The organism is Rhodococcus sp. As11, assembly GCF_048957735.1.
Classification (GTDB): domain Bacteria; phylum Actinomycetota; class Actinomycetes; order Mycobacteriales; family Mycobacteriaceae; genus Rhodococcus; species Rhodococcus gordoniae.
In genome coordinates this window covers 20,654-36,882 of the sequence record NZ_JARDJE010000023.1, presented here as the reverse complement: position 1 = coordinate 36,882, position 16,229 = coordinate 20,654, and the positions used below count along the sequence as shown (strand labels likewise).

Sequence of the window (16,229 nt, the reverse complement as noted above, 5' to 3'; positions counted from 1 at the left end):
TGGATGAGGGCCGCTCTACCGGCCGGTTCGCCGTTATATTCGGAAACATCGACATATTCGGGGGCCGTCGCGTGCCCCATCGAAAGGAATCTCGGATGTCTCTGTTGGAGAACCGTACCGCCGTGATCACCGGTGGCGCTCAGGGAATCGGCTTCGCCATCGCGCAGGAGTTCGTCGACGCCGGCGCTCGTGTCGTGATCGGCGACCTCGATCTCGACGCCGCGAACGCCGCTGCGGAGAAACTCGGCGGCCGCGACGTGGCCCGCGCGGTGCGCGCCGACGTCGTCGAGTCCGCCGACTGGGACACCCTCCTCGCCGAGGCCGTCGACGGTTTCGGTTCGCTCGACGTGGTGGTCAACAACGCCGGTATCACCCGCGACGCCACGATGCGCACGATGACCGAAGAAGACTTCGACCTGGTCGTCTCGGTACACCTGAAGGGCACCTGGCACGGCACCCGCAAGGCCTCCGCGATCATGCGTGAGGCCAAGCGCGGCGCGATCGTCAACATCTCCTCGCTGTCCGGCAAGGTCGGCATGGTCGGCCAGACCAACTACTCCGCCGCCAAGGCGGGCATCGTCGGCCTGACCAAGGCCGCCGCCAAGGAGATGGCGCACCACGGCGTGCGGGTCAACGCGATCCAGCCCGGCCTGATCCGATCGGCGATGACCGAGGCGATGCCGCAGAAGGCATGGGATCAGAAGATGAGCGAGATCCCGATGGGCCGTCCCGGCGAGGTCGACGAGATTGCCTCCGTCGCACTGTTCCTCGCATCCGATATGTCCTCCTACATGACCGGCACCGTCCTCGAGGTCACCGGCGGCCGCTTCATGTGACGGTCCACCCCGTCACCCGTTCACTTTCGAAAGGTCATCATGCGCGAAGTTGTCATCTGCGAGCCGGTCCGTACCCCGATCGGCCGCTACGGTGGAATGTTCAAGTCCCTCACCGCAGTCGACCTCGGTGTCGCGGCGCTGAAGGGCCTGCTCGAGCGCACCGGTGTTGCCCCCGAACAGGTTCAGGACGTCATCCTCGGTCACTGCAACGGCAACAGCGAGGCCCCGGCCATCGGCCGCGTCGTGGCCCTCGACGCCGGTCTGCCGATCACGGTGCCCGGCATGCACATCGATCGTCGTTGCGGTTCGGGGCTGCAGGCCGTCGTCCAGGCCGCCTTCCAGGTCGGTAACGGCGACCACGATCTCGTCGTCGCCGGTGGTACCGAGTCGATGAGCAACGCGGCGTTCTACTCCACCGACATCCGCTGGGGTGGCGCCCGCACCGGTGTGCAGATGCACGACGGTCTGGTCCGTGCCCGCTCGACCGCCGGCGGCCGCTTCTACCCGGTGCCCGGCGGCATGATCGAGACCGCCGAGAACTTGCGTCGCGAGTACTCGATCTCCCGCGACGAACAGGACGAGCTGGCCCTGAACTCACACCTGCGTGCCGTCCACGCCCAGAAGAACGGGATCCTCGCCGAGGAGATCATCCCCGTCACGGTCAGCAGCCGTAGGGGCGACGAGGTCATCGACACCGACGAGCACCCGCGCCCGGACATCAGCCTGGAGACCCTGGCCCAGCTGAAGCCGATCATGGGTAAGCAGGACCCCGAGGCCACCGTCACCGCCGGCAACGCCAGCGGCCAGAACGACGCCGCCTCCATGGCGATCGTCACCACCCCGGAGAAGGCCGCCGAGCTGGGCCTGACCCCGCTGGTGCGGTTCGTCTCCTGGGGTGTCGCCGGTGTCGAGCCCAAGGTCATGGGCATCGGACCCGTACCGGCCACCGAGGTCGCCCTCGCCAAGGCCGGGATCACCCTCGCGGATGTCGATCTCATCGAGCTCAACGAGGCATTCGCCGCGCAGGCCCTCGCCGTGACCCGCGAGTGGAAATTCGGCAAGGCCGACTTCGAGCGCACCAACGTCCACGGCTCCGGCATCTCGCTCGGCCACCCGGTGGGCGCGACCGGCGGACGCATGCTCGCCACCCTCGCCCGCGAGCTGCAGCGTCGCGAGGCCCGCTACGGCCTCGAAACCATGTGCATCGGTGGCGGCCAGGGGCTGGCCGCGATCTTCGAGCGCGTCGCGTAAGCAGTCGGTTCCCGGTTCGGGGAGGTTGCGTCCGGTTCTCTCGAAGAACCCGGACCCAGCCTCCCCGAACTTCTTTCGTCGCAGATGACCGGACTGGGGAGGACGTCGAGTTGTCCACAACCGACCCTCGACGCGGCGTCCGGAGGCGAGTCGCGCCCGGCATGCTCGGCGCGTGATCGGCTTCGACGAACCGTTCTCGGGACGAGTGGCATTCGCTGCCGGCGTTCCGGCGGGCGCTGCTATCCGGTGCGGAGGAGATAGAAGCGGAAGAACCCGAAGTCCTCGATGGGCAGCACGTCGACCTCCGTGAAACCGGCGTCGAGCGCATAGCGGCGCAGGGTATCGGGCCGCATGACCGTGCCCGTCGCGGCGCTCGGTGTGTGGCTCATGCCGTCGGGGAGGCAGATGGTGAGGCTGTAGCCGTACATGAGCCGTTCGACGTCGTCGCCGGGTGCGGTGAAGGTGTCGGCGACTGCTTCGTCCATGACGATCATGATGCCGCCGGGTGCGAGTGAACGCCGTACGGCAGCCAGCACCTCGACCGGCCGCGGCATGTCGTGGACGCACTCGAATGCGAAGGCCGCACGGAAGTTTCCTTCCGGGAGTTCGGACGCATCGCACTGCGTGAACGTGACCCGTTGCGCCACATCGTCGTTCTCCGCGAGATTCGATCGGGCGAGTTCGACCGACGGCGCATCGATGTCGAAGCCGAACACCTTCGCATCCGGATAGGTCCGCGCGATCGTGATCGTGGACCATCCTCCGCCGCATCCGATGTCGGCGATCCGCGCACCGGTTTCACCGAGCACCCGGTCGATCTCGGGCACCGAGCGTAGAACGTCGGGCAACACCTGCTCGAACAACGGTCTGTTCGCGTCGGCCTGCGATTCGCACACGTCGCGGCCGAACCGGCTCCAACTCACCCCACCGCCGTCCCGGTACGCCTCGAGCAGGCCGGGCAGTTGCATCGTCGCACCGACGATCATCCGGGCGAGCGGCGCCATGTACGTGAGGCTGTGCGGATCGGTGAGTACGTCGCGGCCGGCCGGAGAGAGACCGAAACGCGGTGGATCACCGTCGTCGACGTCGAGCAGACCGGTGACGGCCTGCTGTTCGAGCCACTCACGGGCGTACCGCGGATGGGTTCCGGTGCGTGCGGCCAGTTCGTCGGCGGTGGCAGGTCCGTCGTCGACGAGGCTGCGATACCAGCCGAGACGGTCGCCGATCAGGATCGACAGGGTGTCCATGGTGCCGAGGACGGAATCGAGGACGCGCTGCGCGAAGCCGTCGGCGGAGTCGAGGTGGAGCGGCGAACTCGTCGAAGTGGACATACGGATCATCTCCCGAGGACGGAAATGGGCGTCGTACCCACTTATCGTCGCGCCCCGATCCCCGGATGTCACCGCCCGGCGGACTCACTCGTCCGGGACGGTCTCCCCGGACGCTCCCACGAAGTCGACGAATGCGCGTCCCGCCCTCGACAGTGACACCGGGTCGAACACCATTCCGTACGACTGCGCGAAGGTCGGCTCACACGGGCGGACCACCGCGATGTCCTGCACCGACTCGGCGAGAGAACGTTCGACGAACGACCCGCCCAGGCCTGCGAGCACCATCGGCAGGCGGGCTTCGCGATGGTCGGTGAGCACCGAGATGGGTCGCCGTACCTCGGCCCGTCGCATCGCGTAGTCGATCGCGTCGCTCACCGAACCGCCGCCGCGCGGCACGAACACCATCGGAATGTCGGGGAGTTCGGCCAACGACAGCGGTCCGGGTGGCAGATCGGTGCCGGGCGGATAGGCGAGCCAGTATTCGGTCTGGCCGAGTTCGATGATCTCGAGCCCCACCTCGTCCTCGACGGGCAGGTGGGTGACGACGAATTCGCAGTGACCGTCGTGGATGACCGACGCGGTGGATTCCTCGGTCCGCAGGTCGCCGAGTCGCGCGGTGACCTTGGGGTGGCGGCGCCGGAACTCGGAGACCAGGTCGACGATCGGTCCGGTCGCGAGGGCGGGGAACACCATGAGATCCAGGCGGCCGGTCACTTCCGTCGTGGACACGGTGAGCAGTTCTTCGACGGCGTTCACATCGCGCAGGATCTGCCGGCTCGGACCGATGAGAGCCTTACCCGCTGCGGTGAGCACCATGCCGCGTCCGATGCGATGGAACAGCCGCACTCCGAGCTCGCGTTCGAGACTGCGCAGCGCCTGGGAAACGGTGGGCTGGGCGACCCCGAGCTCGGCGGCCGCGCCGTTGATGCCGTCGTTCTCCACGACGGCGAGGAAATACTCGACCTGACGGAACTCCATGTCGTCACGCTTCCCACGGGGCGGCGGTAGTGGTCTCCACGAACGCGGCGGCAGCGGGGGAGAGATCCCCGGGGCGCACCACCAACCCGATGGGCCGCCGGAGGGGCGGGTCCAGCGATCGGACGACCGCACCGGGGATCTGCTTCTCGGCGACGCGACGCGGAACGACCGTTCCGGCGGTGCCCCGCTCGACGAACTGCCACAGAGCTGCCTGGTTGGCGCAGTCGACGACGACGTTCTGTGCCCCCAGCAGTTCGCCGGTGCGCGCCGCGCTCGCACGGGAGCCGAGGTCGAGGACGAGTGGGAAGTCGCGGACCTGGGCTCGGGTGACCGGGTCGGGCACATCGGTGGCGAGGTCGGGATGCAGGGCGAGCACCATCTCCTGCTCGAGAATCGGGATGGTGATCATGCCGGCGTGCTCGACCGACAGATCGGTGATGCCGATCTCCGCCTCGCCGCGGCGCAACGCCGCGTGCACCCCGGGCGGTCCTTCCGCGTCGTTCACCCGCACGGTCAGGTTGGGATAGCGCGTGCGGAAGCGCTGGACGAATTCGATGACCGGATGGATCGAGAACGTGGCGTAGGTGACGATCTCGACGCGGCCCGCTTCGAGATCGCGCACCGCCGCGACCTTCTGTTTCGCCCGTTCGACGTCGGCGAGGATCCGGCGCGCGGCGACGTCGAGGACGCGACCGTCCTCGGTCAGGGTGAGCCGCCGACCGGTGCGGTCGAACAGGGTGGTGTCGAGGCGCCGTTCGAGGGTGCGGATGGCCTGCGACAACGACGGCTGCGAAATATAAAGAGCCTGAGCAGCCTTCGTGATCCCGCCGTGGTCGACGACGGCCACGAAATAGGTCACGAGGTGCAAGTCCACCCGATTATCGTAGGCGACGGCCTCAATCGCCCCGGACCGAACCGTCAGGAAGGGGTGTCACCGGCACCCGCCATCCTCCGGTGGCCCTGCTCGAGCATCCGCGCCGACATGTTCACCGGGAGCGCGTCGGGTTCGACGACTTCGGTCACCGGCCCCGGGCGTAGGCATCCTCGGCGCGCGCGGACGGAGTCGTCGTTCCGGGTCGCTCCGAACGTCGGTGCGACCAGCACGTCCGACATGTCTACTCGCCCTTCCAGACCGGAGCGCGCTTCTCGGCGAACGCCCGGGCGCCTTCCTTGGCGTCGGCCGAGGCGAAGACCGGATCGATGAACGTGCGTTGCGCGACGAAGGCGTCGGGGTCGGTGTAGCCGGCGGCCATCGCGACGACCTGTTTGGTCGCCTTCACCGCGAGGGGGCCGTTCGCTGCGACGCGAGCGGCGAGTTCCTTTGCCACCGTCAGTGCTTCGCCGGGTTCGGTGACGCGGTTGACCAGACCGTGGTGATGGGCGACCTCGGCGGTGAGCGGATCACCGGTGATGGCCAGCTCCATCGCGAGGGGGTAGGGCAGGATCTTGGGCAGACGCAGCAGGCCACCGGCCGCCGCGGCGAGTCCGCGCTTGACCTCGGGGATGCCGAATTTCGCGTCGCGCGACGCGACGATCAGGTCGGCGGAGAGCGCGAGTTCGCATCCACCGGCCAGGGCCCAGCCTTCGACGGCGGCGATGAGCGGCTTGCTCGGCGGTGCCTCGGTGATGCCGCCGAAGCCGCGGCCGGGGATCGACGGCTTCTCGCCGCGCGCGAACGCCTTCAGGTCCATCCCGGCGCAGAATGTTCCGCCGGCACCGGTGAGGATGCCGATGGTCAGGTCGGGGCGTGCCTCGAACTCGTCGATGGCCGCGGCCAGTGCCTCCGACACCTCGAGGTTCACGGCGTTCTTGGCCTCGGGGCGGTTGAGAGTGAACACCGCGACGCCGTCGGCGAATTCGGTGAGGACAACGCTCATGTCAGTTTTCCTTCGTACGGGTCGGAGCGGAGAGAGTCCAGCGGGCGGGAGTTCCACCGTCGGAACGGATGTCGCCTCGGTCGGCGAGGACGATGAGATGAGCCTGTGTTTCGCGGACGGCGAGTCGCTGCAGTCGCGGGGTCATCACGTCGATGGGGCGCGACCATGTGACGCGGGTCGTGATCTCCCATGCGGTCGATTCGGGACGGGCCGCGACGGCCTCGCGGATCTCGTCGAGGCGGACCTCGTGGTGATCCATGAGTTGGCGTGCGCGCTCGGTGATTCCGCGGAACCGGTACTCGTGGGCGGGCAGTACCTCGCAGTCGGGCAGTGCCGTCGTCGCGTGCAACGACAACAGGTAGCGGTGCAACGGGTCGACCAGTTCGCCGGGGCCCGAGGAGATGTTGGGACTGATGCGCGGAAGCATGTGGTCGCCGCTGAACAGCAGGTCGCGGTCGCGGTCGACGAACGCGAGGTGTCCGGGCGTGTGGCCGGGGGTCCACACCGCCTCGATGTTCCATCCGGGAACATCCAGCCGATCACCTTGTGCGAGAACAATATCTGCGCTCTTCCCTTCCGGGAAACGTACGAGTTCGAAGCGGGCCGCCTCGACGACCTCGGGTGGGGCACCCAGCCCGGTGAGATCCACGCGCCACGCTTCCTCGTCGGCGGCGACGTCCTCCGGTGTGAAGTGCCCGAGGGCGGCGGCGTCGGCGGCGTGCATCGCGATGACGGCGCCGGTCGTCTCCTTCAACCGGGGTGCCAGGCCGAAATGGTCGGGATGCAGGTGGGTGATCGCGGCGTAGCGCACGTCGGTGATGTGATGGCCGGTCCCGGCGACACCGGCCACGAGGGCATCCCACGACTCCTCGGTGTCCATACCGAGGTCGATCAGGGCGAGGCCGTCGTCGAGGGCGAGCGCGTAGGACAGCACGTACCGCAGCGGGTTCTTCGGCATCGGGACCGGGATCGACCACAGTCCGGGCCGTACCTCTTCGACCGGTGGCAGTACGCCGGCCGCCCACGCTTCACGCTGGACGGTACCGAGATCCTCGGTGACGATCATGGCGTCGTTCCTTCCCGTGCGGGAGCGAACTCGTCGCGCAGTGTGCGCTTGAGGACCTTGCCGCTCGCGTTGCGGGGCAGCTCGTCGACGAAGTGGATGTGCCGGGGCTTCTTGTACGACGCCAGACGTTCGAGGGTGAACTCGAGGAGTTCGGCCTCGGTCGGTGCCTCGGCTCCGGGCGCGACCCGCACGACGGCGGTCACGGCTTCGCCCCAGCGGTCGTCCGGGACTCCCACCACCGCGACCTCGGCGACGGAAGGGTGTTCGGAGATGACCGATTCGACCTCGATCGGGTAGACGTTCTCCCCGCCGGAGATGATCATGTCCTTCACGCGGTCGGTGACGAACAGGTAGCCGTCCTCGTCGATGTGCCCGGCATCTCCTGTGCGCAGGAAACCGTCCTCGGTGAACAGCTCGGCGTTCTCGGCCTCGCGCCGCCAATAACCCGGCGTGTTGTTGCGTGACCGGCTCACGATCTCGCCGGTTTCGCCCTGGGGGAGCGGTTCACCGGTGGCGAGGTCGCGGATCTGGACCTCCATGCCCGGCAGTCCGGTGCCGGCCGAGCGAAGGAGGTAGGAGCGCGGACCGTGCGGGTCGTGGTCGTCGGCACGCAGCGCGGTGAGAGCGCCCATCGTCTCGGTCATTCCGTAGCGTTGCACGAACCGGCAACCGAGGGTGTCCATGGCGCGGGCGAGGTGCGTGGGCGTGATGGGGGAGGCGCCGTAGGCGACGAGGTGCAGGCTCGACAGATCGTAGTCCGGCAGGTCGGGCATCTCGACGAGCATGTTGATCACCGATGGCACGAGGAAGGCATGGGTGATGCCGTGTTCGGAGATGGCGGCCGCCACCGCATCCGGGCGCATCTCGCCGAGCAGCACCAGATGCAGTCCGGCGGAGAGCGACGTGCTCATCCACCCGACGCCGGCGATGTGGAACAGAGGTAGCGCGTCGAGTGAGACCGAGTCCTCGGTGAATTCGTACAGCGCGAAGCTCTGTGGTTCGTTGAACAGGTTGTGATGCGTCGCCACAACGCCTTTGGGGCGTCCGGTGGTGCCCGAAGTGTAGAGCTGCAGCACTTCGGTCCGCGGGTCGTCACCGAAACCGGGGTCGATGCCGTCGCCTGAGGCGACGAAGTCGTCCCACGACCGTGCGCCGGGAACGGAGGACGCGTCACCGACCACGACGATCTGCACACCGGGCAGCCCCTCGCCGGCGGCGCGCGCGGAGACGGCGAACTCGTCCTCGACGATCAACACGTCGAGCTGCGCGTCGCCGGCGATGTCGGCGATCTCGCCTGGATTCAGGCGCCAGTTGAGCGGAGTGAACACCAGACCGGCCTTGGCGCAACCGACGAACGAGGCCGCACCGGGAAGGCCCATGCGCAGCAGTGCGCCCACGCGCCTGGAGGTGACCGGAACCGTCGTGAGCGCCGAGGCGACCCGGTTGGTGAGGGCGTCGAACTCGGAACAGGTGAGTGTCGTGCTGCCGGAGCTGACCGCCGCGCGATCCGGATGCTCTACTGCCAGCTGCCGAATTCGGTTGGGAAGGTGCAACCTGCTCACATCACGCTCCTGATCGACACGGCCGACGCGCGGACATGCCGCCCGCGCCGGTCCAGTCGATCACGAGAGTGACTACTGCCACAAAGACCTGCGGCCGCACGAAACGTTAGGACAAACCTATGGTCCGGAACGATCGAACTCGGGGACCGCCGATCACTCCTGCAGAGAGTTTCCGCCCAGCGCGCCGCGCAGATGCTCGGTCTCTGCGGGCAGGCTGTCGGGTGTGAACGCCCAACGGCCTTCCGTCCACGGATCGGTCAGTTGTCCGTCCGCGGGCAGGTGCTGGGCTTCGCCCCGAAGGATCTGCACGACCGGATCGTCGTCGTCCGGTGGATCGCCCGCGAGGACGATCGAGATACGGCCGTCACCACCGGCTCTCGTGATCCGGACGATCTGCAGCAGGTCGTCGTGCTCGTAGCCGTACGGGAACCCGGCGAGGACGACGAGCACCGGCGACACCGGCAGCCCTCCGTCGACCTGTTGCGCGAGCGCGTCCAACTCTGCGGCATCGGCCAGGCCCCGGAGCTTCGCCGGGACCTGTGCCCGCTCGTGAACGGGCGGCCCGGCGAATCTCGCTGCGGTGAGAGGTTCGAGTTCGGGCAGGGTCCGCCCGGGATCGACGAGGTGCAACAGTGTGCCGGGCCGAGCGGCGAGCAGCCGCACGACCAGAGACGAGACGACGGGAGCGAGTTCGGTGGGTTCGCCCTCGAGCCACAAGGGACGGACGAGCGGCGCCGGCAGGCACAACGGAATATGCAACAGCCCGCGATCCGCCGCCACATCACCTACGCGCACACCGTCGCTCGGCGTGAGGGATCGGATCCAGGCGGGAGAGCTCCAGGAGGCGAGAGCCGGCGGCAGGGCCGCATCGACGGCGAGCAGTTCCGCGGCCAGCACTGCACTGTCGTTCCGGTAGCGTGTTTCGGCGGCGTCCACGAGTTCGTCGTAGCGCTGTTGCGCACGTTGTCTCGACCGTTCGGCCTCGGGGCCGGTACGGCGGGCGGGGTCGGTTACCGCCGCCGAGAGTTCGTCGTCGAGTCGCAGCCGGGCGAACTCGAGGCTCGACGTGCATGCGGCCGCCGAACGCGCGGCGTCCTCGAAGATCCGCCACAGCAGTTCGAGCGGCTCGAGTCCGACGGCCGGGGCGGGCGCCGTTTCCGAGTCGGAGGTCTTCTCCGGGGAGTCGTCCGCGTCGACCCCGTGGGCGGTGAACATCTCGACGAGTCCGCCGGTGTAACCCTGGCCGAGGGCGCGCACCTTCCACACGCCGTTACGGCGGTAGATCTCCCAGCACAGCAAAGCCGTCTCGCCGGCGGCCCCCGGTTCCACGTGAAACGTCGCGAGTACCGTGCCGGCCGCATCGGACAGGGAGGTCGACACCGCAGCGGGTCGTTCGCAGCCGACCGCGCACAGCACACGTGCGCCGGGACGGACGGCGTCGACGTCGACGACGATCACCCCGTCCTCGAGCCGGACGCCTGTCGTCCTCGATCGGTTGCAGAACACGACGTCGTCGGAGGAACCGACCTGCAGGTGGTCGTCCACGACGAACGCGCACACGTCCAGCGGGACGGCGGCGGACGCCATGACACGGACCGTGCTGGTCGCCAGCGGGGCATTCTGTCCCGCTGTGAAACGCTCGCCCACGGGCTACGAGACCAGGAACCGGCCCAGTTGCGGCGCGGCCTCACCGGGATGCTTCGCCTGTATGCCCTCACCGATGGCCTGCAGCTTCCACTCGCTGCCCTGGCGGTAGACCTTCGCCATCACCATCCCCGTGAACGGCATGCCGCCCTGCAGCGTGTAGCGGGCGAGCTCGGTGTCGATCGTGCCGTCGACGAGGCGGCAGAATGCGTTCTGCACCTGCTCGAAGGTGTGGCCCTTGTAGGAGGTCACGATGAACATCACCGTGGTGACGTGGACGGGGACGCGGGTGAGGTCGACGAGCATGACCTCGTCGTCGCCCTCGCCGGCACCGGTGAGATTGTCGCCCTGGTGCCGGACCGATCCGTCCTTCGACTGCAGCTGGCCGTAGTACACGACGTCGGCGATCTGGTTGTCGGCGAACATCACGGCCGAGGCGTCGAGGTCGATGTCGGCGGAGCGATTGCCGAACAGGCCGCGCTTCTCGACCGGATCCCAGCCGAGACCCATGCGCAGGAAGGTCAGCGCGACGCCGCCGTCCTTGCGCAGGGTGACTTTCTGACCCTTCACCAGGCTCACCGGACGGTTCTTCGTCAGACTGACCTCGGCGGGCTGTGCAGGCTGTGCCGGAGGCGGGGTGTGTGCCGGAGGCGGGGTCGGCTGCACCGGCGGAGGGGGCGTGGCAGCGACGGGCTGCGGTGCGGCCGCCGGCTGACCGGGAGCGTCGTCGACGCTGACGCCGTGGTCGGTCACCAGCGCCGCGAATCCGCCCGCATATCCCTGCCCCACGGCGCGGACCTTCCACGCACCCTGACGCCGGTACAGCTCCAGCGCGATGACGATGGATTCGCTGCTCAGTCCGTCGATCCGGTACTCGTACAGCACGGTTCCACTGCTGTCGGACACCCGCGCGGTGGGCGGCGCGAACCGGCCGAAGTTGCTCGACGCGTCGTCGAGAGTGATCACGGCGCGCACCTGATCGATGTCGGCGGGCACCTGCGCGAGCGACACGGCGAGCGACGCGGCCTGACCGGGCGCCCCGGAAACGAGGCGCACGCCCGGTCCCGTGGGCTGGTTGAAGAAGACGAAGTCGGCGTCGGAACGCACCTTGCCGTCGGCCTTGACGAGCAGTGCGGACAGATCGGCAGGGGTGGTCAGCTCGAGCGAGACGACGACGTCGGACGCGGTGATCGGTCCGTTCTGACCCTTGGAGAGCGGAGTCGGCAAGAGATGTGTCCTCACTGTGTCGGTGACCGGGCGCCTTCTACTCTACGAAGCGGCCGGAAGACGAGCGGATCGGGCGAACCAGGCGAGGATCTCCTCCCCGGCCGTGACGCCCGCAGCGCCGGTCACCGACACCGTCGGGTGGCACCAGTCCATCAGTTCGAGTTCGCCGTGACGAGGCCGGATCGCGGCATCCGCGGCCTTGAGCATCTCCGCGTCGAGCGCGCCGTCGCCCGCGGCCAGGACGGGCGCATCGTCCGTGAGCACCCCCCGATCTCGGAGCCTGCGGCGCACCTCCGCCACCGCGCGGCTCTTGCACACGCTGTTCGGCATCGTGTAGATCTTGCGGCCCTGCTGCGACGCGTTCCAGCCCCGCGCCGAACACCAGTCGTGCCAGTCGTCGAGGAATCCGGCAGGTTGCGCTGCGACGTCGACGACGAGATAGCAGAACAACTCGTCCGCGATGCGGAACTTCGACACCCAGTCCTCGGAGATGCGACTGCGCAGTTCGGTCGTGATCTCGTCGAGGCTCGCACCCCCCTCACGTACCGCCGACTCCACGGTTCTGCGCCAGAGTGGGTCGAGATGTCCGTCCTCGAGGATCGACCCACCGTTGCTCGCGATGGCGTACCGCCACGGGCCGCCGGGGAGGTCGATGCGGCGGAACTGTTCGGGTGTGCGCGTGGTCGTCGGTACCACCGCCGCCTCGTCGGCGAGGGCACGTAGTTGTCGGGCTGCGCCGTCGGTGACGTACGACAGCGGTGCACCCTCGTAGTACTCGACACACAGCAGGTCCTGCGTGGCGAACTGGTCGCCGGTCATCGCGGCGCGCGAATAGATGAGGGTGCGGTCGAGGTCGGTGGCGACCAGTGCAGGCACAGGGGTGTTCACGGCAGGTCCTTGATCAGTCCCATACAGGAGTAGGCGAGGTCCGGGACCTCCTCGACGGGGACGTTCCGGGCAGCCGCGAGCATGCGGATGTGGGCGTGTTCGTCCGACGTGATGTCGCGCACCAGAACCTTCCAGGGAACGCGGCGCAACAGCACACGAGTCGTCTCCCCGACACCGGGTTTGACGAAGTTGACGCTCGAGATTCCGTACTGTGCCCGTACTCGTTCGACGGACTCCCAGCCGGCCCAGGTGGGCGTGCGGTCGGAATCGAGCACCGCCCGTGCGGCCGAGTCGACGTCCCCGCACGTGTCGAACTCCGCGGTCACAGCGTCGAGCAAGTGATTCGACACGTCGTCGGAAGCCAGCTCGGAGTAGAACTTCGCCCCGTGGAACTCGCCGGGGCCGATCAGCGTGTCGTTGAGGACCGTCCGTGACACCAAGCCGGAGACGGTGGAGTTCAGGCAGGCCGAGGCGATGAGGAAGTCGTCGCGCGTGCCGTAGGTGCGTACGCAGTGGCCGGGGTCCGCGAGCACGGCGAGATCGTCGGACAGGCCGGGGCCGCCGCGCGCGGCGTATTCGGCGAGGGCGGCGGACAGTTCGCGTGCGATCGCGCCCTTACCGGTCCAGCCGTCGACGAAGACGACGGATTCGGGGTCGTGTCGCTCGGTAACGTAATCCAGGGCAGCGCAGTCGATTCCGCGCCCGCGAACGATCGATGCCGTGTAGTGCGGCAGCGACAGGCCGTGCCGACGCAACGCCCACCGGCGGATCAGGATGCCGATGGGGGTGCCCGCCCGCGCGAGCGACACGAGGGTCAGGTCCGTCCCGCGTTCGGCGAGAAGCAGTTCGGTGACCGTGCCCACCGCATGCGCCAACCGGCCGGCTGTCGTGGCCAGTGCCTTGTCGAACAGTTCGCGATAGGCGGCGTCGGGCTGGTACTCGATCGGCAGGGACTCGGCGTAGTGCGCGAGACCCGCCTGGATCCGTGCCTCGCGTTCGGCGATGTCGCCCTCGAGGTCGACGTGGGAGAGGTCCTCGAGCAGCCACGTCACCTCGTCGGGTGCGTAGGAGCCGAACTCGGGTCCGGTGAGCGGCACGGTCATGAAATCTCCCTGTGGGTGCGCAGCACCGTCGGATCGGTTGCGGGCACGACCGCGACGAGGACGTCCTCGCCGGCTGCGGTGAGCACGTCGAGAACACCTCCCGGTGCGTGGAGGCGGTCGGTGTCGGCGGGCGAATCGATCACGAGGATCAGCTCGGGCCGGACCTCGGTCGGGGTGGGCCACTGCGCGTTGTAGAGATAGCGCGGCACCTCGTTCTCGAACTCGGTGTCGATGTGTTCGGGTGCGGTGAAGCGGAATCCGCGACGCAGCGGATATCCGTCGATGTCCATCACGTAGGCGGGGGATCGGGTCGTGGTCTGGAACCGCGTGGGCGTGCCGCGTTCGGTGAGTGTGTCGGCCAGCCGGAGCGGAAGGTACATCAGTTCCTCGTGTCCGATGACGACGGCAGGTCGCTGTGCGTCCCGCACATCGGTGATCGTGTCGGCGAGCGTTGCCAGAGCCGTGTCGAATCCCTCTGCGTCGGTTCGCAACATCCCGTGCCGGCCACCGTCCGGCACGTGCGAGGGCCAGGGCGCACGAACGAACCGGACGTCGCCGCGTCGATCACCCTCCGGATTGAGGGCAGGTTCGGGCAACGACGCGACCCGCGCGACGAGATCGTCGGGCACGACGGAGTATCCACTCACCAGGCTCACGTGTTCGATGGTCGCGCCGAGTTCCGCTGCGACCTCCTCGGTCCGGAGGCGGTCCTGCTCCGAACGCATGTCGACGAGGGAGGCGAGCACGTACCGACCGCGAGGACGGTCGCGGTGCAGTGCGCGGATCGCGTCGAGAGCCGTTGCTCCCGTCGAGATCTCGTCGTCCACGAGAACGAGCGGCGCAGGGTTGGCGAACAGCGCGCCGGAGGTCGGTTGGAGCAGGTGGAAGGTGGCGTGCGAGTGCCCTTCCTCGAAACCGGTGAGCACCTCCGCTCCGGGGACACGCCGCCGCGTCGAATGCAGGTAACACGCCGCGGCGAGGGCGTCGGCCACGCAGTGTCCCAGACCCGTTGCCGTCTCGGCGAACCCGAGAACGACCGCATCGGACGACGCGTCGCCCAGCAGCTCGGCGACGAGCTCACCGAGACGGTGGCCGGCACCGCGGACCACCGCGGGCTCCGTGGGGATGTGCTTACCGAGCACCGTGGAGACCAGCAGGTGTGCTCGACGCGGATTGCGTCGCAGTCCCGGCCGGACGAGTTCGGGCACGGTGTATCCGCACGACGAGTCGACGTGTTGGAACGCAAGGCCGAGCTCTGCTGTGGCCCAAGGAGTATCGAGCAGGTAGGTCATCGGTCCACCAGCGCCGTCAGCAGGTCGACGAAGGTGATCCCCTTGCGCGTGACACCGAACACCGACGCGCGCACCAGGGTCTGCTCGGCCCAGGTGCGGTGCGGGCGGCGTTCGTTCATCTTGTTGCCGTATCCCGATGCCTGCACACCCCCGGTGTCGCGATCGAGGATGTCGGTCGCATCGTGGTACTCCTCGTGCGTGACGGCCGACAAGGCGTGCACCGCAGCGACATGCGACGGGTGGATGACCGTCTTGCCCTGGATCCCGTTGGCCCGGTCGAGGGCGATCTCGCGCAGCAGGCCGTCGAGATCGCGGCTGACGAGTTGCTGGCGGAACAGCACGGCATCCTGTTCCTCGAACGGTGTCGAACGCAGCATCGGCCGAAACATGCGCTCGTGGTCGGCGAAATACTCCCAGACGGGTCCGGTGATGACGAAACCCGTTCCGTCGGTCCGTCCGAGATGGTTCACCACATCGGCGATCACATCGACGACGACCCGCACGTCGTAGATCGTCAGGTCGCGGTCGCGCCGGATCCCGAAGGTGGCACACATGTCGGTCGCCCCGAGCCGGACGGCAAGGATGCGGTCGCGGTGTTCGGCGAGAATCCCGGAGATCGCACGCAACTCGTCGTCCCGGGTCTCGCGATGCACGACCTCCGCCGATTCGATGACGGGCATCGCATAGAGATGGCGGCCGAGCAGGACCGATGCCGCGGCGACCACCTCGAGGAAGGCGGGACCGGTGCGTGCGGTGAACTTCGGCACCACGAATCCGGTGAGCACGGTCTTGCCGGCGCCGAGCATGGACGCCACCCGCTCGATGCCGTCGGCGGTGCGCACACGAACGAACAACATCATCGTCGACGGTCCGTTCGCGGCGAGGGCGTCGAGGGTCGCGACGGCGTTCCGCAGGCCCTGCTCGACTTCGTCGTCGGCGACGGCGTCCTCGAGGTCGAGCACCATCGAGGTCACGCCTTCGGCGCCGCGCCTGGTGATCGTCGCGACGAGATCACCGCGCGTCGCGGGTACATACAGCGTGGCACCGAGAGCGGTCGCCAGACGGTCGCGGTTGTCGCCGTGCCCGAACGGCTCGGGACGGTGCAGGAACAATTCCTCCGACGTCGCGCCGTCGAGATGCCGGAAGTGCTGCATGGCGCGCACTTCGGTAAGCG

Annotated in this window: 14 protein-coding genes; 2 read left to right on the top strand and 12 right to left on the bottom strand. The window is 68.2% G+C overall.

Translation table 11 applies throughout. From position 1 onward, the window contains the following. The first annotated feature begins 95 nt into the window (after nt 1-95). Complete coding sequence (gene fabG, locus PV766_RS20945; RefSeq protein WP_064062387.1) at nt 96-836, top strand: 3-oxoacyl-ACP reductase FabG; 741 nt, start codon at nt 96-98, stop codon at nt 834-836. Between the two features lie 39 nt (nt 837-875). After that, nucleotides 876-2,087 (top strand): acetyl-CoA C-acetyltransferase, encoded by a 1,212-nt coding sequence (locus PV766_RS20940; RefSeq protein ID WP_129975224.1) that lies wholly within the window; start codon nt 876-878, stop codon nt 2,085-2,087. A 239-nt stretch (nt 2,088-2,326) separates the two neighbouring features. Here PV766_RS20940 and PV766_RS20935 read toward each other — a convergent pair whose 3' ends face one another. The 12 genes from PV766_RS20935 to PV766_RS20880 all read right to left on the bottom strand — a co-directional run bounded on the left by PV766_RS20935 (nt 2,327) and on the right by PV766_RS20880 (nt 16,209). Further along, a complete protein-coding gene (locus PV766_RS20935) occupies nt 2,327-3,427 on the bottom strand; it encodes a methyltransferase domain-containing protein (RefSeq protein ID WP_371053461.1) in 1,101 nt (366 codons plus the stop codon). A gap of 75 nt (nt 3,428-3,502) precedes the next feature. Next, nucleotides 3,503-4,396, bottom strand: coding sequence for a LysR family transcriptional regulator (locus PV766_RS20930; protein WP_064062390.1), 894 nt, complete (start codon nt 4,394-4,396; stop codon nt 3,503-3,505). Between the two features lie 4 nt (nt 4,397-4,400). Next, nucleotides 4,401-5,270 carry a LysR family transcriptional regulator gene (locus PV766_RS20925; RefSeq protein ID WP_129975228.1) on the bottom strand — a complete coding sequence of 290 codons (870 nt, stop codon included), beginning with the start codon at nt 5,268-5,270 and terminating at the stop codon, nt 4,401-4,403. A gap of 241 nt (nt 5,271-5,511) precedes the next feature. Continuing rightward, the gene (locus PV766_RS20920; RefSeq protein ID WP_129975230.1) at nt 5,512-6,273 is read right to left on the bottom strand and encodes a crotonase/enoyl-CoA hydratase family protein; all 762 of its coding nucleotides are present in this window, start codon (nt 6,271-6,273) and stop codon (nt 5,512-5,514) included. A gap of 1 nt (nt 6,274) precedes the next feature. After that, nucleotides 6,275-7,339, bottom strand: a complete 1,065-nt coding sequence (locus tag PV766_RS20915) for an MBL fold metallo-hydrolase (protein ID WP_421097792.1) — start codon at nt 7,337-7,339, stop codon at nt 6,275-6,277. Beyond that, a complete protein-coding gene (locus tag PV766_RS20910) occupies nt 7,336-8,901 on the bottom strand; it encodes an AMP-binding protein (protein WP_129975234.1) in 1,566 nt (521 codons plus the stop codon). Before PV766_RS20910 ends, PV766_RS20915 begins: the two co-directional genes overlap by 4 nt. A 153-nt stretch (nt 8,902-9,054) precedes the next feature. Further along, nucleotides 9,055-10,488, bottom strand: a complete 1,434-nt coding sequence (locus PV766_RS20905; protein ID WP_421097791.1) for a TerD family protein — start codon at nt 10,486-10,488, stop codon at nt 9,055-9,057. 63 nt (nt 10,489-10,551) lie between these two features. Next, on the bottom strand, nt 10,552-11,772 hold the full coding sequence (locus PV766_RS20900; protein WP_421097790.1) for a TerD family protein: 1,221 nt from the start codon (nt 11,770-11,772) through the stop codon (nt 10,552-10,554). 42 nt (nt 11,773-11,814) lie between these two features. Then, a complete protein-coding gene (locus PV766_RS20895) occupies nt 11,815-12,648 on the bottom strand; it encodes a hypothetical protein (protein WP_064062520.1) in 834 nt (277 codons plus the stop codon). Nucleotides 12,649-12,656: 8 nt separating this feature from the next. After that, nucleotides 12,657-13,763 carry a cysteine protease StiP family protein gene (locus tag PV766_RS20890; protein WP_064062398.1) on the bottom strand — a complete coding sequence of 369 codons (1,107 nt, stop codon included), beginning with the start codon at nt 13,761-13,763 and terminating at the stop codon, nt 12,657-12,659. Next, nucleotides 13,760-15,055 carry a phosphoribosyltransferase family protein gene (locus tag PV766_RS20885; protein ID WP_421097789.1) on the bottom strand — a complete coding sequence of 432 codons (1,296 nt, stop codon included), beginning with the start codon at nt 15,053-15,055 and terminating at the stop codon, nt 13,760-13,762. Before PV766_RS20885 ends, PV766_RS20890 begins: the two co-directional genes overlap by 4 nt. After that, complete coding sequence (locus tag PV766_RS20880; protein WP_421097803.1) at nt 15,052-16,209, bottom strand: HpcH/HpaI aldolase/citrate lyase family protein; 1,158 nt, start codon at nt 16,207-16,209, stop codon at nt 15,052-15,054. Before PV766_RS20880 ends, PV766_RS20885 begins: the two co-directional genes overlap by 4 nt. Nucleotides 16,210-16,229: the final 20 nt, after the last annotated feature.

What these genes read in the sequence shown, in the direction of transcription:
- PV766_RS20935 (WP_371053461.1), bottom strand. Translation starts at nt 3,427, where the DNA reads ATGATCCGTATGTCCACTTCGACGAGTTCGCCGCTCCACCTCGACTCC.
- PV766_RS20890 (WP_064062398.1), bottom strand. Translation starts at nt 13,763, where the DNA reads ATGACCGTGCCGCTCACCGGACCCGAGTTCGGCTCCTACGCACCCGAC.
- PV766_RS20930 (WP_064062390.1), bottom strand. Translation starts at nt 4,396, where the DNA reads ATGGAGTTCCGTCAGGTCGAGTATTTCCTCGCCGTCGTGGAGAACGAC.
- PV766_RS20885 (WP_421097789.1), bottom strand. Translation starts at nt 15,055, where the DNA reads ATGACCTACCTGCTCGATACTCCTTGGGCCACAGCAGAGCTCGGCCTT.
- PV766_RS20905 (WP_421097791.1), bottom strand. Translation starts at nt 10,488, where the DNA reads ATGGCGTCCGCCGCCGTCCCGCTGGACGTGTGCGCGTTCGTCGTGGAC.
- PV766_RS20880 (WP_421097803.1), bottom strand. Translation starts at nt 16,209, where the DNA reads ATGCAGCACTTCCGGCATCTCGACGGCGCGACGTCGGAGGAATTGTTC.
- fabG (WP_064062387.1), top strand. Translation starts at nt 96, where the DNA reads ATGTCTCTGTTGGAGAACCGTACCGCCGTGATCACCGGTGGCGCTCAG.
- PV766_RS20915 (WP_421097792.1), bottom strand. Translation starts at nt 7,339, where the DNA reads ATGATCGTCACCGAGGATCTCGGTACCGTCCAGCGTGAAGCGTGGGCG.
- PV766_RS20920 (WP_129975230.1), bottom strand. Translation starts at nt 6,273, where the DNA reads ATGAGCGTTGTCCTCACCGAATTCGCCGACGGCGTCGCGGTGTTCACT.
- PV766_RS20940 (WP_129975224.1), top strand. Translation starts at nt 876, where the DNA reads ATGCGCGAAGTTGTCATCTGCGAGCCGGTCCGTACCCCGATCGGCCGC.